The organism is Paenibacillus sp. JNUCC-31 (genome assembly GCF_014844075.1).
GTDB lineage: Bacteria > Bacillota > Bacilli > Paenibacillales > Paenibacillaceae > Paenibacillus.
On record NZ_CP062165.1, the window covers coordinates 7,180,296 to 7,201,941 of the forward strand.

Genomic DNA, 21,646 nt, shown 5'->3' on the forward strand with positions numbered 1-21,646 from the left:
CCAGATCATCTGTTGTTTTCATCTACCATTGCTTTCTCTGCAAATACAAAAGTATATGGTTGCCAAAGGCCCTAATATATGAGGTAATATTGGTTGATAAGAATGGGATTCAATGGTGTTTTGGAGAAAAGGACATAACTAATGAAAATTGGAGGATCGCATGTATAAACTGATGATCGTAGATGATGAATTACTCATGCGGGTTGGAATTCGTTCCATGCTGAGTTGGGAAGAGTACAATTTCCATGTAGTTGGTGAAGCCGGGAACGGAAAAGAAGCGTTGGACCTTGCGCTTGAAGTGAATCCCGATCTGATCATTACGGATATCAAGATGCCGATCATGGATGGGCTGCAACTTATACAAGAGGCTTCGATCGTACTGAACACCTGTAAGTATGTCATTCTTAGTAATTTTGACGAATTTCATTATGTGAAAGAGGCATTAAAACTGGGTGCCTCAGACTACTTGATTAAAAGCGAGATTACCGAAACCTCCCTTATCGATCTCCTGATCGCCATTGAACAGAAATTGCAGAGCGAACAGGTTAACCCGACAAAAATCCCCTCTATGGCATATGATTATTCAAAGAGTCTTAGACATTTAAAGGATAGCTTCTTTCAAGATGTTGTAAGCGGATTCATAAGTGGAAAGGATACGGTCACCAAAGCTGAAGAATTGAATTTGCGGATCAGATCGGATCAGCTGGTTGTCATCAAATTCATCGTAAACTATTACGAGGATGCAAAGAAAAAATATGTGGAAAAGGGGGAGAAACTTCTCCGATTTTCCATTCTTAATATGATGGAGGAGATCATTCCGTCCAAATGGGAGAAGGAGATTTTCGTTGAAAGTTCGTCTGAGTATTGGATTATTGTCAATGTCTGTCCTGAGAGTGGATCAGTACACACCGATCTAAATAAACGATGTACTAAGCTTCTTTCCTCGATTAAGGACTTTATGAATCTATCGCTTACAGCGGGTGTAAGTACAATCGTTTCCGGTTTCCATTGTATTAGAACGGCATGCCAAGAAGCGGAATTCGCCCTAAGGCAGGGTTTCTTCACAGGCAGCAACCAGGTACTGTATTACGAGGACGTGATTCGAGCTCCAGCTCGGAAAGAAGTGAACGGAATGCTGACCTCCCAGCAAGAACGAGATTTTCTAAAATTGTGGGTAAGTAAAGACTACAAAAAGGCAGAGGATTTCCTTGAAGGAATACGATCTAATCTGGAGACGCTGCAAGCGGATGAGAGCAGTATCCGCAAGCAGTATATTATGGTGATGGAAACCATACACTCCCATTTATCACGGGCTGCAGAAAGAGGCAAACCTTCTTTTAAGGAGAGATCCCCTTATGAAATCGTTCTGAAGGCAGAATATTGGGAGGATATTCACCAAGATATGCTGGCTCATATTACGTATTACTTTAAAGCCGATTTCCAGATTATGCAGGAACGTACCTATACTGACCTCGCCATTGAGTTGATCGACAAGTATTACGCCGAGGATATTTCATTGCAAAGTGTAGCTAACCAAATTAATGTCAATCCCTCGTATCTCAGCCGATTGTTCAAGCAGGAGAAGGGAGAGAACTTTATCTCTTACTTGACACGAGTTCGGATCGAACATGCGAAGGCATATCTACTCAGCAGGGAATTGAAGGTATATGAAATTGCAGACAAGGTAGGTTACCATAACTACACCTATTTCAGTAAGATTTTCAAGAAATCTGTAGGGCTGACACCTGAGGAATATCGAGAATTGCAGCAGAGAATCATGTAATCCGTGAATAGAGGTGCATCTTATGAGGCGTCCCCAACTCTTTCGAATCCAGTACAAAATTATGATCATTTGTATAATCGTCATTATCCTTCCGGTATTTGTGATGACGATCAATTCGTATTACTCCTCTGAGCGGTTATTGGCACAGAATTACACGAAGCTGCTTGGCGATCTGGCCAAACAGACGAATATTCGCATTGACGAATTTCTAAAAGAGATTGAGAAAATCTCACTGCTGGCCAGTAATGGACTAAGCAACAATCTATCTGCGACACATGAAGGAAGCTTTCCGATCCAGGATTTCCTGCGCGATGGGGACAAGCAGCATGAGATAGCTGCCTATAATATTTTGATGAATTATATCATGATGAAGGATCGCGTATTCTCGATCTACCTTTACAATTTGAACGGGGGGGAAGATCTGTTCGTCAGTCCTCATCAACCCATTGACCCTAACTTTAAAGTGGCAAACGAGTTGTGGTTTAAAAAGTTCATGCATGACGATGATCGTACCATTACCCTGACAACCCGAATGGATGAGCAATTGAAGAATAACATTCTGGCAGTCTCGCATGCGCGAAAAATTCATGATGTCACAAGCGGGAAGCTGCTTGGCGTGATCGTCGTCAGCATTGATATCAAATTCATCGAAATCGTTAATCGTAACTTGCAGGAAGGGCTACGCTCCAGGTTCATGATCATTGATGAGAATGACAAGATTGTATATAACGTGAATGAGCGTTTGATCGGAACACTATTCCGGGACAACGTTCGCCCATCCGAAACAATGAATGTCGTGGTGACAAGCCCCCTTAGTCAGCAAAAATGGACAACATACTTATATATGCCTATGGATGAGCTGACTGCTGATGGCAAAATATTGGGCCGTAATCTGGTAACGCTGGCCTTGGTCATGTTTCTTTTTGCTGCGATAATATCCATCTTTTTGTCTCATGTCATCACAACCCCCATTAAGAAACTGCTGCGCAACATCGCCTTGGTCGAGAAGGGGCAGTTTGAACAAATCGAACATATTCGCTCGCGAGACGAGATTGGACATTTATCCATTCGATTTAACAAGATGTCGCATGAATTGAAGCGTTTGGTCGAACGGATACAGCAGGAAGAAATAGAGAAAGCCCAAGCCGAGATGCGTGCGCTCCATGACCAGATCAAACCTCATTTCCTGTATAACACACTTGGGTCGGTGAAATGGATTGCCTCCATGCAACAAGCTGACAAAATCGTGGAAATGACAGATGCACTCATCTCTATGCTCCGCTATGCGACAAGATCCGATGGAACCCTCGTAACGATTCGTGAGGAGATCGATAATATAACCAATTATGTGACCATTCAGAACGTCAGGTATTATGGTTGTATTCAGATGAGATATGAAATTGAGGATCGACTGATGGGTTACCATATGCCCAAAATGATCCTTCAGCCTCTAGTGGAGAATGCGATTTTTCATGGTCTGGCCGAACTCGAAGAAGACGGAGTCATTACCATTCGCATACAACCGAGGGACAGTGATATTACGATCGAAGTCTGTGATAATGGAGTCGGTATGGATCATCATGCGATCCAGAACATTATGGAGAAAAAGCTCGAGGCGAGTTCCGGAACCACGGGAATCGGTCTGCAGAATGTGCAGAGGCGTATTCAACTTCATTTTGGCAAGCCCTACGGCATACAGGTAGCCAGTCAAATGGGAGAAGGTACGATTTTTACTATTCTGCTGCCTGCCATATCAGACAACAGGTAGTATTGTTGGTAGTATTGTTCATGGGTTAACAGAGGTTGAATAACTTAAAAGGCTTGCAGTCAATACTGCAAGCCCTTTCATCTACCCTTTAACGCTACCGAGCACCAAACCTTTGGTGAAGTACTTCTGGAGGAACGGATACACGAGCAAAATTGGAATGGCCCCCAAGAACATTTGAGCAGCGCGTCCAGTTCTGGCATTCATCATGGATAGCAGTTGGGTATAATCGGATCCTGATTTCAGCATGATTTGTTCAAAGCTCTGCAGAAGGGTCTGCAAGTAGCTTTGCAATGGGTAATTCTCTGGATTGTTCATATAGATAATGCCATCGAACCACGAATTCCAATGGCCGACGATGCTAAATAAGCCGACAGTTGCGAGAGCGGGCTTCAGTAGCGGAAGTAGAATACGAAGTAATACCTGTACAGGCCCGGCACCGTCAATAATCGCCGATTCTTCGATTTCTTCTGGCAGCCCCCTAATGAAATTCATAAGAATAATCATACTGAATACGGGAAGAGCACCGGGCAGGATCAGAGACCAAATCGAATCAATTAGTCCCATTTTGACGACTACCAGATAAGTGGGGATTAATCCTCCACTAAACAACATGGTTACGATGAAAAATCCCATATAAATATTGCGACCCATCAATTTTTGTTTCGATTTGGAAAGTGGATAGGCAGTCAGCACGATCAAAACAAGATTCACAAGCGTTCCGAGAACCGTTCGTTGGACAGCAACCCAGAGAGAGGAAAAGAACGACCCTCCAGTTAAAGCAAATTCGTAGGCTTTTGTCGTGAATTCAACCGGCCAGAACGTTACGCTACCGGCTGATACAGCCGAACTGCTGCTGAATGAAACAGCCAACAGGTTGATAAACGGAAGGATGCAGAGTAGAGAGATTAGAAGCAATATCGTGTAGTTTATAATATGAAACAAGCGCCTGCTCATACTTTTATCATGAATCATAACGACAGTCCCTCCTTAGAAGATACGATAACCAGCTACTCTGTAGGCCAGGAAGTACGATACGGCCACCAGAACACTAGAAATGATGGATTTGAATAAACCGACTGCGGTTCCGATCGAATACTGTGCCTGCTGAATTCCCAGACGGTATACATAGGTATCAATGATATCACCGGTTTGGTAGACGACAGGGGAGTAGAGATTATAGATTTGGTCGAAGCCTGCGTTGAGGACGTTACCCAGTGATAACACCGTCATTAAGACAATCGTCGGCATAAGCAGAGGCAAAGTTATATAAATGGTCTGCTTCCATCGTTTGGCTCCGTCAATCACCGCTGCCTCGTAAAGTCCCGGATCGATGCTGGTTAGGGCTGCTAAGTAAACAACCGTGCCAAAGCCGAATCCCTTCCAGATGTCACTCACGATCATCGTCCATGGGAATATGGATGGTGTGCCAAGAAAGGAGATAGGCGCAATCCCGAATACGCCTAGAAATGTGTTGATGATGCCATCGGAGCTAAGTATATCCAGCATGATGCCGGCCATAATGACCCAAGAGAGAAAATTCGGTATATATACCAGAGTTTGAAATGTGCGTTTGATTCCACTATTCAGTACTTCGTTAAGCAATAATGCGAAAATAACGGGCACGATAATGCCACCGATAATCTTGAAGACAGACATGTACAGTGTATTCCAGATAGTTCTTACGAAATTCGGCTGATTAAATACATGCGTAAAATTATCCCATCCTACCCATGGTGAGTTGAAGCCAAGGCCTGGATTGTATTTCTGAAATGCAATAATAAGCCCGTAAAAAGGGATGTAACTGAAGATGAAAACCAAGACCAGGCTTGGGATCAACATTAGATGATAGGGACTCTGCTGCTTCCATTTTCTCAGCATTCATATTCCTCCGTCCTTGGTGTGATAAAATTGTAACCGCTATAAGAAAAGTTTCTGATCGAAGCACGATCGGTGATGATACATTCGTTGTTTGGCGGTTGCTTTTCTTGCGATGATCGATCCTTCAGCTCCGCTGAAAACGTATACATTCTATAATCTTCAAAAAGGGACGAGAACTATTCCCGTCCCCCTCTTGGCAATTGCATTTTATTTTCCGTAGGCCTCATTGACTGCCTGTGTTGCGTCATCGCCCCCGGCTGCTCGCCAATTCTGGACAACTACATCGAAATAATCGATACTTTCGCTACCCATAATGATCTTGGTGAAGCCTTCTGTCAGGATATCATCCAAGGTTGTGCCGTAGCTCGACAGAATCTCTGGTGTAACACCCCATAGAGCCGTCTTTATATAGTTCTCACTGTCGAGGACTTTTTTGGCAAGACCATATGCATTTTTGGGAGCACCTTGTTGCAAATAATCACCGACTGCTCCTGGTGTTGCATTTTTCATGAACTCAACACTGTTGTTATATTTTTGCCACATTCCCGAAGTCGTGAGTCCACTGGTATCCTTGGATTGAAGGGCTGCTGATACAGCCTCAAACTGCTCGTAGTCGGAGTTCGGATTAAGTACACGGAACGCTCCAACAACATGAGCAATATCGTTGTCCAGCAAGGCAGACAATGTTTCTGTGGATTCCTTGCCATTGCCTTCATCCACGATATAAGCATAGTCATTCAAAATCTTGATCACTTCTTGCGGGCTCTTGAATCCCTTTTTCATCACTATATAGTTGTTGTTGGCAAAGAAGATGGATTGTTTCGCTTCCTTTCCATCGATGGTCGGAATGATATAAGGATAAAAGATCGCGTCCTTACCCAGATTGGATACCGTATCGACACCCGGATTATAACCCCACCACTGGTAATAAGGCTGCATGCCTACTTTGCCGGCTACGATATCCGCGTTCATTGCATTAAAGTCTTTGATTGCAAATTCCGGATCAATGATGCCTCGCTTGTACCATTCCGACCACTCAGCCAGTGCATTCTTCATCTCAGGCTGAACTGAGCCATACACCAGTTTTCCACTGTTATCCTGCATCCACATATCCGGATGTGCATTCCATGCAATGGCGAGCAAGTTGAGGTAATCCAACGTTTGATCTACCGCTATACCATAACCGCCGTGCTTTTCCATAAATTTTAAGGCAATATTCTTGATGTCCTCCACAGATTTCGGATCCTGGAGACCCAGTTCTTCTTTCCAATCGTTCCGGATCCAGATGAAGTCTGGCTGTTCAATTAATCCCCAGTGCATCTGCGGAATACCGTACAGCTTACCGTCTTTCTTTCCAGACTCGTAACTGTCTGCATCTGCTTCCATGTAACCTTTGAGACGGTCTGAAGCGTTTTGCTCAAAGACATCGGTAAGGTCCATTACCATATCCGCTTCGACCAACTGCCTCAATTGTGAAGGATTGACCCTGAACACGTCGGGAAGATCGCTGGACGCTATTGCCAAATTCAGTTTGGTATCGTACTCATCGCTGACCCAGTCTGTTTTGACATCGATATTAAACTTCTCCTTGTATCGCTTAATCCACACATTGTTTGTGATATCATCGCCCTTTGGATATTTCGCAGAAGAGTATTCAGACGTTACCGTGTGAATGGTTGTTGTTCCGCCTTCGTTGGCATCCGAATCTGTATTGGTCGAACTTTGCTCGTTACTACTTCCATTTGTACAGGCTGCGAGTAATAAGGTCGACATACATAAAGACAACATCAAGGTTTTCGTTTTCTTTTTCATATTGCTCCCCCTTTTTCTCGATAGTTAATGGTGACTTGCTTAAAATATTGTAAACGAGAAAAGAAGCAGGTGATATAGACGTTATTGACGAGCAGCAGTAAGTTTTTTTACTTTCAATTCACTGGAGAGAAACGAGAAAGGAGGATCATGCACTTATTTTACTTCGAACCTATCCTTTTTTTACTCGCAGTGAGCTTGACTATAAAATAGGGAAACAAAATGGGCTTGGTAGCGTCTAATGATCGAACACAGAACATCAACAGGAGTGAAGCAGATGCATATAAAACGGATGACAATGATTGCTACCGTTCTCGGTTCTATGCTCTTATGGGCAGGAAGTGCAGCTGCGGAAGAACGATTTGTCGATCTGCAGCATTCAAAATGGGCAGAAGACGGTATTTCATATATGGCAAAACGGGGAACTGTGGCTGGATACGGCAAGGGGATATTTAAGCCCGAGGGGTTTGTAACCCGGGCACAAGCCGTCACGTTCATGGTGCGTGAGCTTTATCCTCAAGAGCTTCAGCTATCAGCGAAAGGAACGACATATTCGGATGTTCCGACAACCCATCCGTTTTATCGCGAGATCGCCATTGCTGCAAAGCATGGACTTGCCAGTGGGTTTCCTAACGGTACCTTCCAGCCGGATGCACCGATTAATCGCGCAGAGACTGCAGCATTCCTAACACGCGCATATTCACTCGTGGAAGGCAGGCATCCCGTAAGTTTGACTGATACGGATAAACATTGGGCGGCTGCGCCTATTCGTATCATGAGCTCAAACGGATTGGTAGGCGGTTATTCGGATAGTACTTATCGCCCGGCTCGACCTGTCACACGAGCGGAATTTGCCGTATTCATGGCGCGAGTGATTCGCTTCGAACGTGATGCAGCCATTCAGGCACACGATTGGGATCAGCTCATTTCATATATGACCATCAACGAGCAAGTCGGTCAGATGCTTATGCCTGACATCAGGCAATGGAACGGTAAAGTGACAACGACCATTAATGAAGGACTGAAGCACAGTATTCATAACCAAGATTTGGGCGGATTTATTCTTTTTGATAAAAATATTGTAGACGCTAGGCAGGTTACAACGCTTACGCATGATCTGCAATTGGAAGCAGGCGACATTCCTTTGTTTCTTGGCATCGATCAAGAAGGTGGTGTTATTAAGCGAATTCCGGGCGGGACGAATCTGCCAGGTCAAATGGCGCTTGGGGCAACCGGAGATGCGACGCTGGCTGAAGCGGCTGGACGGCTGACAGGGGAGGAGCTGAAAGCACTTGGGCTGCAGATTAATTTTGCCCCAGTACTCGATATTAACAGCAACCCTGACAATCCGATTATCGGTATGCGATCATTTGGCTCGGATGCGGATTTGGTGACGCGGCTGGGCCTTGCAACGATCAAAGGGCTACGGCAATCGGGGATGATCGCCGCAGTCAAGCATTTCCCGGGGCATGGCGATACGACGGTAGATTCCCATCTTGGAATGCCGGTGCTAACCCATAACCGAGAGCGGCTTGATGCAGTGGAACTGAAACCTTTTCTAGCTGCGATCAATAATGGGGTAGACATGATTATGACCGCGCATATTGCTTTCCCTGCTGTAGACAACGAACATGTTACTTCACTCCACGACGGAAAAAGTGTGCCGATCCCTGCCACGTTATCCAAAAAGGTATTGACTGGGCTCCTCCGGGAAGAGATGGGGTACGAAGGTCTCATCATTTCGGATGCCTTCACCATGAACGCGATCGCAGAGCATTTTGGGGAAAATAAAGCGGTAGAACGCGCGGTTTCCGCTGGCGTGGATATCATCCTCATGCCGCAAGATTCGGCAGCTGCCCATCAAACCCTTGTGAACGCCGTTAAAAAAGGGACTATCTCGGAGGAAACCATCCATGCGTCCGTAAAGCGAATTTTGGAGATGAAATCCAAATATGGTTTGTTTGAACGCAGCGAGTCGCTTGCAAGCAAGCTATCCAAGCTGAAGGATGTGATCGGTTCGGAGGCCCATCGCATGGTCGAACAGAGCATCGCAGAGCGAGCGGTCACCTTATTGGCAAGCCGTGAAGGTGCGAAACCAGATCCAATCCACCAAGGCGACCGGGTTGTTATTGTTGCAGCTGAAGAAGAACAGGGGAACCAACTAGAGAAGCAACTGGTGCAAGCCGCAAAGAGCCAGTCGATAAAAACAGAGGTTACCGTTATGCTTCCAGGGAAGATGAATGAAACGCTCCAGGCGATGACTCATGCAGATTACGTTATCCTGGCTTCCTACCAATTCCGTAATGTAGCCAGTCAGTTCGGATGGACAGACTATCAAACCTTAATTAATGAGATGAACAGACGTAATCAGCGATACACGCTGTTATCGCTCGGTAATCCTTACGAGATGCTCCATTTACAGAACGTACGTTCAGGGCTTGCCGTGTACGGAAAGCAGGAGCCAAATACTTCAGCTGGAATTAACGTGCTTCTCGGGAAACTGGAAGCACGCGGCATGCTCCCAGTGAAAACGGATCAAGGTATCGTACCGATTAAGTGAAACACCATGGGCGTTTATGACATCGCCGTAGACGTGTGAAAGAAAAAGCCAGAGTGTCCTTGAACAATTAAATGTAGCAGAGAACACTGGAGTACCCGGATATTTCATCACTACAAATGAACACAGAGCAATGAAAGTCGCTATTCTAGCGGCTTTTTTGTCTTCCATAGCAAGAGCAGCTCCACGATTCGCACGTACTGATTCATTCGAATTGTTAGCTGAAATAAAGAAAGAGATCTGTTCTGATAGAACAGATCTCTTGAAGCATTGTATGTTTAGACAAACTCATAGAGGCGCACACCATGCGGCGGTACAGTCACATGTAACAATGTCTCTCTGAACTCGGCTGGTTCTCCGCTCCACAGTTCAGTACCTTCGGTTATACCGCAGATTCCAATTTCCTCTATGTTCAAATCCAGTGGAAGATCGCTATCCCCAATGTTGAATACAGCAGCGTAAGTGGACCCTTCAGCATGCTGAGCTGTCCATACTACAAGATCACCTTTACGAACAGCTTCTCTGGCTCCAAAACTCTCTCGGTGCATGCGCAGAACTTCACGGTTGGTTAACAGTGACAGCGTCCAGTCATCGTTGTCTCGCAGTTCACCACCAAAGATGAGCGGGGAACGGAAAATACTCCACAGTGACATCATAGTCAACTGTTCATCACGCGTAAATCGGGTCCAACGATCCGCGCCTCCGCCATCCACAGAACGGATACCGATGTGTCCCAAAGGCAGCATATCACAATCCGGCCAACAGCCTTTCCGGGGAACACCCTCCCATGTCCGGCAGCGGTCAAACATATCCAGTAACAATGGCCAAAGGTCCCAGAAGTCGTCAGTGACACGCCACATGTTGGCATGTTCAGCGAAAAACGCAGCGTATTCTACCGGAGCTGGTCCTGGGGACAGACTCAACACCATTGGCCGGCCGGAGCGCTCAATGGCTTTAGAGATCATTTCAATCTCCGGATGATGGGTATCGTATAGTCTGGAAGCGGCAATATCGTCTACCTTCACCAGATCAACGCCCCATTGAGCATACAGTTCAAAGAGGGAATCGTAATAAGCCTGTGCTCCTTCTTTTGATGAATCCACACCGTACATATCCGTGTTCCATGGACAGATAGAGTTCGTATGGGCAATATCACGTGCAGTTGCGACTGAGCCCAGGATCGGGGTAGCCGCGTGAACCGCTTGCCGCGGAATGCCGCGCATGATATGAATGCCAAATTGTAACCCAAGACTATGTACATAATCCGCTAACGGCTTAAACCCTTGTCCTCCTGCGGCAGAAGGAAAACGGTTCTCCGCAGGCATAAGACGGGAATATTCATCCATAACCAGCGGAACAAATGGACGGTATTGCGAAGAATTTGCATGAGGTTCATACCATTGAATATCGACAGTAATGTAGCTCCAGCCAAATTCTTTGAGATGTTCTGCCATATATTCCGCGTTACCACGGATTTCGTCTTCAGTTACGGCCGCGCCATAGCAATCCCAACTGTTCCAGCCAAGCGGTGGCGTTGATGCTGTAAGTGTATGATTCATGGTAATACTCCTTTACTGATTAATTATTGCTCTTACTAATTTCATCATAGTATAGGAGTTTATTAATAATCCACAGTAATCTTGAAGGTGAAATAGCATAATATTGCGGTTAGTCGAAGAAGAGCTTGCGATAAGCCAGACTTTCTCCGCCACTGCGGAATTCACCCGGGGTAAGCCCGGTCAAACCGCGGAATGCCTTGATAAAATAGCTTCCGCTGGAGTAACCGACCCGTTCGGCGATGGCTTCAACGCTAAGGGACGTCCCTCGAAGCAGTTCCATAGCCTTTTCGGTACGTACGCGGGTCAGATAAGCTCCTGGTGTCAAGCCCGTGCTGGAGGAGAACCGACGGATAAAATGATATTTTGATAGGGAAACATGCTCAGAAAGTTGATCAATACTGATCATCCTGGAATAGTTATGCTCTATAAATTCGGCTGCACGTTGTATGTTATATGACCAGCTTTCCCTGTTCCGTAGCGTTGTTTTTTGTAATCTGACCAGTTCTGTCATGAACTGATAGACGCAAGACGAAGCGATCAGCGGATCGGTGATCCTGCCTGCTGCCGCATCGGTCACAATCATCCGCAACAGCCGGACTGGGGTACAATCGATGGGGAGATAAGGAACCTCCCCCGCTTCACGATAGAACTTTTGCCAATGGGGCAGAATCAGCTTGGGCCGGAATAGCAGGAACAGGAACTCCCACGGTTCTTTCGATTCCGAGTCATAATAATAGCGATGCGGGCCTGGAATTTCGGCCAAAAAAGCCTGTCCTGTAGTGACATGGTGAATCTTGCCTTTCGATTCAAAAACACCTTCACCGGAGAGCGTATACTGGAATAACAGCAGGGGGCCATCCGTACGTTCCAGTCCATCCCAGCGATAAGTAGGGTCGGTTATCGAATCACATCCTGCTGCAAATAAAACACATAGCTGGAGCTCCTTATCTTCGGCGAACCGAAAACCATAGGTACCTCTTGGAATGTTCATAGATGTCCTCCTGATGATCGTAAATAGGCTCACTGGTCAGAGTCATGATCGTTATTCTGTGACTATGGTACCTTTTTTTGTTATAAGGAGTCCAGTTCTTGTGCCAAACTTCTGCCAGTTCGATATTGATGAAAATTATTCGTCTACACTATACGCCAACAATTGTCTCAGGCTGTCCTCAATATATTGATTATCCACGTTGTTCATACCGCGACCGGCAAAGTGTCCCCAGATCGAATCAACGGGACAAAACACAGCATTAGGCATCCGCTGAGCCTCGTATTCATTATCGGCCGCCGTGCAAAAGAGGTCGGTGGACCCAGGCATGATACACGCGCGCGCTGTAATACTTTGAAGGGCCTTATCGAAATTTCCGTTATACAACGGGTTAACACTAATATCTGCGAATTGGCCTGTCCATAACATCGCCAACACATTGTGAGGGTCCATTTTCATAAACGCCTCTTCCCAGAACCCAGCTACGAAATCCGCCAATGAATCATATCCGATCCCCCGATAAAGTTCCTCTCTGTAAAACGCCTGTGACAAACCCCATCCCGCATAGACACGGCCTACAGCGCGTAAGTCGGCAGAAGTTAAATGGTCTCGTTTGCTAGCATCAAAGCGAGAGGCAGCCATGAGGGGAGCGATTACCCCGCTCAGGACAACAGACGTATGTGGCCAGGTCTTCGCCATGCCGGCAATGGGCGCAATTCGTTCCACCATGTCTGGATAACTTGCTCCCCATTGAAACGCTTGAATGCCTCCCATGGACCATCCAACAACAAGTGCAATCTTCTGAATGCCGAATTTTTCGGTGACCAACCGATGTTGAAATGTAACGTTGTCATAGATCGTGACCTGCGGAAAGTTCGCTCGGTCGAATGGAGGCGGCGTGTTACTGGGAGACGAAGATAACCCGTTGCCCAGCAGATTCGGAACGATAATGAAGTATCTTTGCGTGTCTAATGCTACGCCGTCGCCAATCAACCATTCATTCTGAACATGCTGGTCTCCAAATGCGGTCGGATAGATGATGACATTATCTTTCTTTTCATTTAATGTTCCATACGTTTTATAAGCCAGAAAAGCGTTAGGAAACGTTACTCCGGATTGCAATGTCACATCACCCAAATTAAAAATTTCATAATCCATTTTGTTTCTCTCCCTTCAAATAGAAAACCACATCAGTGGCATGTGATTTCTTGTTGTCAGTATAGACCTGTGGTACTCTCAGTAAAAGTGAATAGAATTCAACGCCGTATTCAATAAAATTGAAAGTAAAAGGGGGACTGCAGTATGGAACTACGCCAACTGAAAACATTTCGCACAGTTGCAACCACATTAAATTTTACGCGGGCTGCGGAAGTGCTGAATTATGTTCCCTCGAATGTCACGATGCAAATCAAAGCATTGGAGGATGAACTTGGCGTTCGTCTTTTTGATCGCCTCGGCAAACAACTTGCGCTTACAAATGCGGGTATACGATTTTTAACGCATGTCCAGGACATTCTTAACCAGTTGGACGAAGCTCGCAGCATGGTTCTGGACGATGAGAATCTAAGCGGTACTCTGACCATCAGTGCCAATGAGGTTCTATGCGCTTATCGACTTCCTGTTGTCTTTCATCTGTTTCGTTCGCGTCATCCGGGAGTGCGTCTCATTTTTCGTTCCGTTCCCAATCAACAGCTTAAGCAAACGCTCTTTGATGGCACTGCGGATGTCGTCTTTATGTTGGATGAATCCATTCGTTCAGGCGGCCTGACCGTGGAACCGTTGGTAGAAGAAACGTTCCGCCTTTACGCTGCTCCGGACCATCCGCTCACGAAACGAAGCGTGCTGCAACTGGAGGATTTTCATAGCGAAGTGTTCCTGACAAATGAAAAGGGCTGTACGTACCGCACCATGTTTGACCGGGGATTCGAGAAAGAAGGTATGGATAGCATTACGTATTTGGAGTTTCAAAATGCTGAGGCTATTAAACAATGTGCCATAACGGGAATCGGCATCGCCTTTCTTCCTGAAATGACAGTAAGTGCTGAAGTTGCACGGGGCGAGCTTGTTGCGCTTCCGTGGGAAATACCGGACTTGCATGTGCATACTCAGATGTTGTGGCACAAGGACAAATGGATCTCGCCAATCATTTTGTTTTTCATAGAAGCAGCCAGGGAAGTTATTGGTGTGACAGAACATCATTGAATTTTTGAATCATGGAATATGATCAGAATATATATTGGAAAAGGAGACGATTGTGGCATGCAGGAACCCATCAAAGTATACAACACTGCAGTCGAGGCTCTTCTTGATGTAATTGGCGGCAAGTGGAAGCCAGTTATTCTATTCCATCTTACTTTTGGTAAGAAGCGTAATGGGGAATTGTTGAAGCTGATCCCCGCCATTACACAGAAGATGTTGACACAGCAACTCAATGAATTAATAGAGGCAGGAATCATCTTACGCATCTCACATCACCAAATTCCGCCAAAGGTGGAGTATGAATTAACGGATTATGGGTGGAGTTTGAAAGAGATTCTTCATCTCATGTGCAGATGGGGGGATATGCATGTGGAAAAAGTTTATGGTGATCGAGGGAAGATTCTATTCAAGCCTCCAACCTCTAATGATTGAAAAACAATAAGTCATAGCCGATTCCAGACAGAGGAATCGGCTTTTTCATCATATTTTCATTACGGAATGATCTTGCGTTCTCTTAAATTTGTAAATATATCCATAAACATCGTTTCTGTGTCAATGAATTCATGAAAGCCGAACCGGCGCGCTTTGGAGCCATCTGCGAAGAAATCATAATCCCATGAGAAAACAAAGTCACCGAATGCCCATGAAGAGACGGATTCATAGGAATTATTCATTAAGCCATACTTCTCAATCATCGAATTCCACAGGACTTCTTTATCGGCCATTACGGTTGCAAGCGAAAGGGTCAATGGAGGGGCTGTTTCCAATTCGAAAAAGTCGGCAATTTTGGGCCAGAGTTCATTCCAGCGAAACAGATCGCCGTTGGTAATGTTAAACGCCTGATTGGCACAGCGCGGACTGGTTGCTGCCCAGACGGTCGCCCGAGCGAGCAGCGATGCATCGGTCATTTCGAGCAAGGAATGGTAAGCTCCCGGTTTTCCGGGAAAGCGAAGCGGCAAGCCAAGCTCTTTCGAGATAGAAGCATACATTCCAATTACCATCGCAAGGTTCATTGGATTACCAAGAGCAAATCCGCATACAACAGAAGGGCGCAAGGCTGACCAGGTCCAGTTGCTTGCTGGCTGGCGTTCCTCAAGAAACCGTTGCTGATCCACATTGAATTCAGGCGGCATATGATAAGCATCCGTTTCCCTTGCAGGTGTTTTGAAGGGGCCTAGATGTGCGCCATACACCTTATAACCCTGCATCAGACTGATATGTTGCAGGTTGGGGGCGATTGGTTCAATTGCATTGACCACATGGACGAGCATCGCCAGGTTCGGTTCCACCAATTCGGCCCAAGTCGGGCGATCCTGATAAGCAGCATAGAAAATATGAGTAACCGTCGTTAAATCGCTCAGTTTTGCTTGAGTATCCGCTTCGTTCAGTAAATCGGCCGAAATATAACGTAAACCTGAAGCATCTTTGCCTCCACGGCGGGATACGCCAATGATATCCCATTCGGGAAGGGTCATAAGATGATCAATCAGATTTCTTCCAATGACTCCTGCAGCACCGATGACAAGGGCAGTATATTGGGGAACAGATTGTTCGGGTTTCATTGGGCATTTCTCCTCTCTTCTTCTGTTCATTATTGTGACTCAGAACCAGAAAGATGAGAAGTACGCACCTTAAAGTTCCATACGTACTTAAAAGTAAGATATGGCTGTTATATGGGATTAGAGGAGTAAGTGGGAAACCCTCTATGTACAAGTCGTTGATTCTAAGTGAATCAGCGGCTTTTTTTACGCAAGTTCATAATCTCCTTGTCTTTTCGCGCAATAAATAAAACAATCTGTGCAATGAAATTGCAAGGGGGAACCTATAAAATGGTAGCATTCTGACAGATTCAAACAGAATTATGCAAACGTTTTCCAGTCGTGGGTATGCAAAGCCATTGGCGGTGCTCATATCAATAAGAAGTTACAGCATGAACCATACTGGATTCCGCCGATAGGAGAACATGCTGCCGGCGGTTTATTTTCGTTTGAGGAAAGGGGTCGAAAGGATGTTAAAAGTACTTTTGGTAGACGACGAGATGTATGTTCGAAAGGGGATGCATGAACTCATTAACTGGGATGAGCTTCATATGGAGATTATCGGAGAAGCAGAGAACGGACTTGAGGCACTGAATATGGTGGAATGCCTGCAACCTGACGTAGTCATTACGGATATACGGATGCCAATTCTGGATGGACTGGAACTTATACGTGCCGTAGAGAAATTGCCACATCTGGAGCCTGTGTTCATTATCATTAGTGGTTATCATGACTTCAAGTATGCCCAGCAGGCCATCAAGTACGGCGTTCATGACTATATCCTGAAGCCCATTGATGATGAAGAAATGACGGCGACGTTACAGAAGTCGGCTCAGATGATATGCAATAAAAGAAAACATATCCTTTTGGCAGAGGAACAGGCCTGCAGCATCATGCTGGTAGACATAATCAAAGGTCAGGTCCGGAAGGAAGATGAACATCGGTATGCCGAGGTGCTCGGGATCAATCGTAAATCCAGTCTGCTCATGGCTCTTATTGAACTTCAGACGGGATTAGACAAAAGAAAAGTCACCATTGAACAACTACGTGAAGCGCTGCATGCTCTGGAGGATGATTACTCCACTATGTTCGTTATTGAGCAACAGCGCGGCAGATTTCGCCTGTTGCTGCTGTGGAATGAGCATGAATACGACGGTGAGAACCCAGTGCTCAGGGACAAGCTTCTTGGCATTCATCTGGCGCTGAGCGATCGACTTAAACTGGACATCGGTCTTTACGCAGGGACCCTTGTAAAAGAATTAGGCGATGTCCCGCAATCCAATCAGGAGGCAGAAGAAGCGGCCAGGCATAAATTTGCAGAAGAGGGTGGTGTCGTGCAGTATGCGGAGATCAGGGATAAACCGCTGTACGTTTTCAATGTATATCAGGACGAGGTAGATCAATTAATCTTGAGCTTGGAAGAAGGGAATCGGCCTGCTTACCATAAGATTGTAGAGGATAAGTTCAAATTGTTTCAAGTTAATCGATTCTCACCTCAGGCTGTAACTGGGTCTCTTATGCGCTCTATAACGGGCATTTTGGCTGTGGCCAAAGAAATGGGCGGGAATGATGAAGGGTTGCAGCAACTGAAAGAGTTGGCGCAACAAAGTCATGAAGGCTGGAATTTACGGTTATTGAAGGATGCTTTTCTAATCGCACTCGAGGAAGCCGAGAATTATATCTCCCTTTTACGAAGTGAGCAGTCCAAAGGGGATATTCACAAGATCAAGCGATATATTGATGCACATTATACCGAAAACATCAGTCTCAAAAGCATTGCTGCGCTGTTCTACATGAATCCCGTCTATCTTGGACGATTATTTCGCAAAAGCTACAACTTTTATTTTAATGAGTATCTGCTCAGCCTGCGCATCCAGGAAGCGAAGAAATTGTTGCGCCAGACGGACCTGAGAATGTACGAGGTCGCTGCACGTGTAGGATTTCAGAATGCGGATTATTTTGTAACGCAGTTTGAGAAGCTTGTTAAGTTTTCTCCTACAGAATATCGTAATCGGATTAAGGGAAATGACCAGCGAGGTGCACGATGAAACGATGGAACCTGAATTATATGAAGCTTCGGGACAAGCTACTGCTCATGTACGTCCTGTCCGTGTTCATCCCTATCGTCGTCACCAATGTGGTGTTCTACAACGTGACCACGAATAATATTCGCAGTCAGAAAACCCGTGATGCCGGCATGGCCTTAAACAATCTGAAGAACGACCTGCGCGTAACCATTGATCAGGGTGTTGGCTTGACCTATTCGTTATATGCTGATCCTGTATTCAATGACACACTCTCCCGACAGTTCCAAAGTCATTTCGAGTATATCACTGCCTATAATTCGTATCTAAAAGGGGAATTCTCCGGTCAGTTGAGTGAGGGAATTCGCTGGTATCAAGTATATACCGATAATCCGACCATTTTATCGTCCGGTTATATTGAACGCTTAAATGATGCCGTTCGAAGCTCCAACTGGTATGTCCAGTTTCAGGCAAACTCCGCGCCTTACCCGGCACTGATTGCAGCGGATCAGATGTTAAGTCTGATTCAACGAATGGACAATTTTGATACCGGTGATGTAGAGCAGTTGCTCAAAATTGACCTGAACATGGATTTGATCAAAGAACACTTTCACAACAGTGGTTTTGACGGAAACGTGTATTTGCTTGATCCGCAAGGGCACATCCAGCTCTCAAATGATCCGACAGCAGAACAATCCCAGATAGGGAAACGTTACAGCGAGATCCAGTTTCCGAACAAAACGATTCCGTTTGAACTTACGTATACAGGCATTAACTATCTGGAGGGCTGGTCGTTGCAAGGGGTCATGGATGAAGAGATTGTATTACAGGAGGTTCGCAAGTCCCGCTCCTTTGTCGTATGGCTTGCTTGCATTAATTTTGTCTTGCCTACCGTCATTATCGCGGCCATGTCCAGATCCATTCATGTCAGACTGGTGCGGATTCTTAAACATATGAAAAAAGTGAAAACACAGAATTTTCAGACCATTCCCCCTGAAGACGCAAGAGATGAGATTGGTCAGCTCACGATGGAATTCAATCGAATGACCGAGACGATCCATAACCTGATCCATGAGGTATATCTGACGGACATTCAGAAGAAAGACTTGGAGTTAAAACAACAGCAAGCACAGCTTCATGCACTCCATAGTCAAATCAATCCGCATTTTCTATTTAATACCCTTGAATCGGTACGGATGCGGAGTCTCATCAAAGGCGAGAAGGAGACAGCTAAAATGGTGCACAACATGGCCAAAATGTTTCGCAAATCGATCAGCTGGAACCAGAATGATGTGACGGTGAAGGAAGAATTGGAACTCATTGAGAGTTTTTTGCAAATTCAGAAATACCGCTTTGGAGAAAAACTCCAATACAGCATTGAAGCAGATCCTGCGGTACTGATGTGCCTGATCCCCAAGATGGTTATCCTTCCATTTGTTGAGAATGCAAGTATTCATGGCATTGAATCATCTCCGGGGGTAGGCGTAATTCATCTACTCGTTTCTATTGAACATGACCAGCTCCAAATCAGACTAACAGATAACGGTATAGGTATGTCACCAGCCAGATTGGAAGAGTTGCTGACCTACCTGGCTCAGGACACAGATATGGGAGAGCATGTCGGCATGAAGAATGCGTATAGTCGCTTAAAGCTATGCTACCAGGATCGCTTTTCTTTCGAAATCCAGACATGGGAAGGAGAAGGAACGCATATCCAGATTAAGCTGCCGCTTGATCATGGGGCACTGCAAGACGACTGAAGCGAAGGATATACTTTTCAAAGCAGAAGGTACATTTTCATGGGTAACGTTGAAAGCGCTATCTTGATATATTGAGAAGGCTTACAAATAAAAAAACATACGTAAAGGGGGCATTTGCTACATGTTTAGAAAAAAAGCCTTTGTAACAAGTCTAGCAATCTTACTCGCCGTAACGCTGGCAGGTTGCAATAAAGCCGGCCCGGAATCGAGTACTCCTGACAGCAATGATAACACCCCAGTCACCTTCAAATATTTCACGTTTGGCGGGGGCAAGAAGGACATTCTCGCAAGCAGTACGACTATTGGCAAGAAGCTACAGGAACAAACAGGCGTTGACTGGAAGATGGAATATCTGGTCGGCGACGGTGCAACCAAGGCAGGCGTAATGATTGCGAGCGGAGATTACCCTGACATTATTGACTCCAGCGGGGAAATGGCCAAGTTGATGGATGCAGGATCTTTTATCCCGTTGGATGAACTGATCGAACAATACGGGCCTAACATCAAGCGAGTATACGGTCCTTATATGGACAAATTCAGACAGGAAGATGGGAAGATTTATTTTTTACCGTACACTGCAAACATCGGTTATGTGTCAGAGCCTAACTTTCAGACCGGCTTCTATATTCAGCGTGCTGTGTTGAAAGAGTTTAACTACCCCAAGATCAAGACGCTGGACGAATATTTTGACTTGATTGAGCAATATAAGCAAAAGTATCCGCAGATCGATGGAAAGGAGACCATCGGCTTCGCGACACTTGCGGGTGAATCAGGCAGCTTTTTCACCCTGCTAAATCCCGCCATGCATCTGGCTGGTTATCCTAACGATGGCAGTGTGATGGTGGATATGCAGAGCCATGAAGCCAAACTGGTAGCCGGGTCTGATTATCAGAAACAATGGATTCAAAAACTAAGCGAGGTTAACGCACAGGGAATGTTTGACCCGGAATCTTTCACAATGAACCAGGATCAGTATCTCGCCAAATTGACGTCCGGTCGGGTGCTGGGATATTTCAGTTATTCCTGGCAGGTTGGAGATGCAACGAACAACCTGAAGAAGGCCGGTATTGACGATAAGCGTTACGTGTCGCTGCCGATCGTCTTTGACAACAATGTCAAAGACCAGTATCTCGACCCACCGGGCTTTGTGAACAACTATGGTATCGGAATTACCGTAAATGCCAAAGATCCGGTGCGGATTGTTAAATATTTTGATAACCTGCTCAAGGAAGAAAACCAAATTCTGGTTCAATGGGGCATTGAGGACGAGACGTATAGTGTTAATGAAAAAGGCCGTTTTTATTTCAAAAATGATGACCAACGCAAGGCACATGAAGATCCGGAATTAAGCCGAAAATTCGGCTTTGACTATTTTAACTACAGTTGGCCTCGTTACGGCAATAACTCCATACTGGAGGATGGCAATGCCTATGGGCCAGGCAATCAACCAGAGGTGGCTACCTATAGCTACACGGATGGTGACAAGCTGTTGTTAGAGAAATATGGCGTGGAGACATTTTCGGAATTATTCAGCACACCGGATGAGCGTCCTTGGTCTCCTGCATGGTCCATTGCACTGGAGCAGGGTTCTCCTGAACAGATTTTCATCACAAAGGCGGAAGATCTGCAAAAGAAATACTTGCCCAAAATGATTATGGACTCACCTTCCACTTTCGAGAACACATGGAACGAATATATGAGTCAAATGAGTCAATTGGACAAGAAAACATATGAAGAAACGATAACACAGGCCGTGAAGGATCGTGTAGCAGGAAAATGGTGA

15 protein-coding genes are annotated in these 21,646 nt (G+C 45.5%); 8 read left to right on the top strand and 7 right to left on the bottom strand.

The features are described 5' to 3' along the window. Positions 1 to 160: 160 nt before the first annotated feature. Complete coding sequence (locus JNUCC31_RS31455) at positions 161 to 1,783, top strand: helix-turn-helix domain-containing protein (RefSeq protein ID WP_192267203.1); 1,623 nt, start codon at positions 161 to 163, stop codon at positions 1,781 to 1,783. 61 nt (positions 1,784 to 1,844) lie between these two features. Further along, positions 1,845 to 3,551, top strand: a complete 1,707-nt coding sequence (locus JNUCC31_RS31460; protein WP_228469347.1) for a cache domain-containing sensor histidine kinase — start codon at positions 1,845 to 1,847, stop codon at positions 3,549 to 3,551. An 81-nt stretch (positions 3,552 to 3,632) separates the two neighbouring features. Here JNUCC31_RS31460 and JNUCC31_RS31465 read toward each other — a convergent pair whose 3' ends face one another. The 3 genes from JNUCC31_RS31465 to JNUCC31_RS31475 form a co-directional block, all read right to left on the bottom strand. Beyond that, positions 3,633 to 4,523, bottom strand: a complete 891-nt coding sequence (locus JNUCC31_RS31465) for a carbohydrate ABC transporter permease (RefSeq protein WP_192267205.1) — start codon at positions 4,521 to 4,523, stop codon at positions 3,633 to 3,635. Between the two features lie 15 nt (positions 4,524 to 4,538). Then, the gene (locus tag JNUCC31_RS31470) at positions 4,539 to 5,429 is read right to left on the bottom strand and encodes an ABC transporter permease (RefSeq protein ID WP_192267206.1); all 891 of its coding nucleotides are present in this window, start codon (positions 5,427 to 5,429) and stop codon (positions 4,539 to 4,541) included. Positions 5,430 to 5,636: 207 nt separating this feature from the next. Beyond that, on the bottom strand, positions 5,637 to 7,241 hold the full coding sequence (locus tag JNUCC31_RS31475; RefSeq protein ID WP_192267207.1) for a type 2 periplasmic-binding domain-containing protein: 1,605 nt from the start codon (positions 7,239 to 7,241) through the stop codon (positions 5,637 to 5,639). Positions 7,242 to 7,530: 289 nt separating this feature from the next. Between JNUCC31_RS31475 and JNUCC31_RS31480 the strand changes: the two genes are divergently transcribed. Next, entirely contained in the window at positions 7,531 to 9,798 is a 2,268-nt protein-coding gene (locus tag JNUCC31_RS31480) for a glycoside hydrolase family 3 N-terminal domain-containing protein (RefSeq protein ID WP_228469348.1), read from the top strand. 275 nt (positions 9,799 to 10,073) lie between these two features. Here JNUCC31_RS31480 and JNUCC31_RS31485 read toward each other — a convergent pair whose 3' ends face one another. The 3 genes from JNUCC31_RS31485 to JNUCC31_RS31495 all read right to left on the bottom strand — a co-directional run bounded on the left by JNUCC31_RS31485 (position 10,074) and on the right by JNUCC31_RS31495 (position 13,500). After that, on the bottom strand, positions 10,074 to 11,354 hold the full coding sequence (locus JNUCC31_RS31485) for a glycoside hydrolase family 27 protein (protein WP_192267209.1): 1,281 nt from the start codon (positions 11,352 to 11,354) through the stop codon (positions 10,074 to 10,076). 109 nt (positions 11,355 to 11,463) lie between these two features. Continuing rightward, positions 11,464 to 12,345, bottom strand: coding sequence for an AraC family transcriptional regulator (locus JNUCC31_RS31490; RefSeq protein WP_192267210.1), 882 nt, complete (start codon positions 12,343 to 12,345; stop codon positions 11,464 to 11,466). Between the two features lie 135 nt (positions 12,346 to 12,480). Then, complete coding sequence (locus JNUCC31_RS31495) at positions 12,481 to 13,500, bottom strand: alpha/beta fold hydrolase (protein WP_192267211.1); 1,020 nt, start codon at positions 13,498 to 13,500, stop codon at positions 12,481 to 12,483. A gap of 144 nt (positions 13,501 to 13,644) precedes the next feature. Between JNUCC31_RS31495 and JNUCC31_RS31500 the strand changes: the two genes are divergently transcribed. Together JNUCC31_RS31500 and JNUCC31_RS31505 are read left to right on the top strand one after the other, a co-directional pair. Continuing rightward, positions 13,645 to 14,544: a LysR family transcriptional regulator gene (locus JNUCC31_RS31500; protein WP_192267212.1), complete on the top strand. Its 900-nt coding sequence runs from the start codon at positions 13,645 to 13,647 to the stop codon at positions 14,542 to 14,544. A gap of 57 nt (positions 14,545 to 14,601) precedes the next feature. After that, positions 14,602 to 14,973 (top strand): winged helix-turn-helix transcriptional regulator, encoded by a 372-nt coding sequence (locus JNUCC31_RS31505; RefSeq protein ID WP_192267213.1) that lies wholly within the window; start codon positions 14,602 to 14,604, stop codon positions 14,971 to 14,973. A gap of 59 nt (positions 14,974 to 15,032) precedes the next feature. On the opposite strand, the gene JNUCC31_RS31510 is transcribed toward JNUCC31_RS31505, so the two are convergent. Further along, positions 15,033 to 16,103, bottom strand: a complete 1,071-nt coding sequence (locus tag JNUCC31_RS31510) for an SDR family oxidoreductase (protein ID WP_192267214.1) — start codon at positions 16,101 to 16,103, stop codon at positions 15,033 to 15,035. Positions 16,104 to 16,549: 446 nt separating this feature from the next. On the opposite strand from JNUCC31_RS31510, the gene JNUCC31_RS31515 reads away from it, so the two are divergent. The 3 genes from JNUCC31_RS31515 (at position 16,550) to JNUCC31_RS31525 (ending at position 21,646) form a co-directional block, all read left to right on the top strand. After that, positions 16,550 to 18,127, top strand: coding sequence for a response regulator transcription factor (locus tag JNUCC31_RS31515; RefSeq protein WP_192267215.1), 1,578 nt, complete (start codon positions 16,550 to 16,552; stop codon positions 18,125 to 18,127). Further along, entirely contained in the window at positions 18,124 to 19,863 is a 1,740-nt protein-coding gene (locus JNUCC31_RS31520) for a sensor histidine kinase (protein ID WP_192267216.1), read from the top strand. Before JNUCC31_RS31515 ends, JNUCC31_RS31520 begins: the two co-directional genes overlap by 4 nt. A 121-nt stretch (positions 19,864 to 19,984) precedes the next feature. Then, positions 19,985 to 21,646 (top strand): ABC transporter substrate-binding protein, encoded by a 1,662-nt coding sequence (locus JNUCC31_RS31525; protein WP_192267217.1) that lies wholly within the window; start codon positions 19,985 to 19,987, stop codon positions 21,644 to 21,646.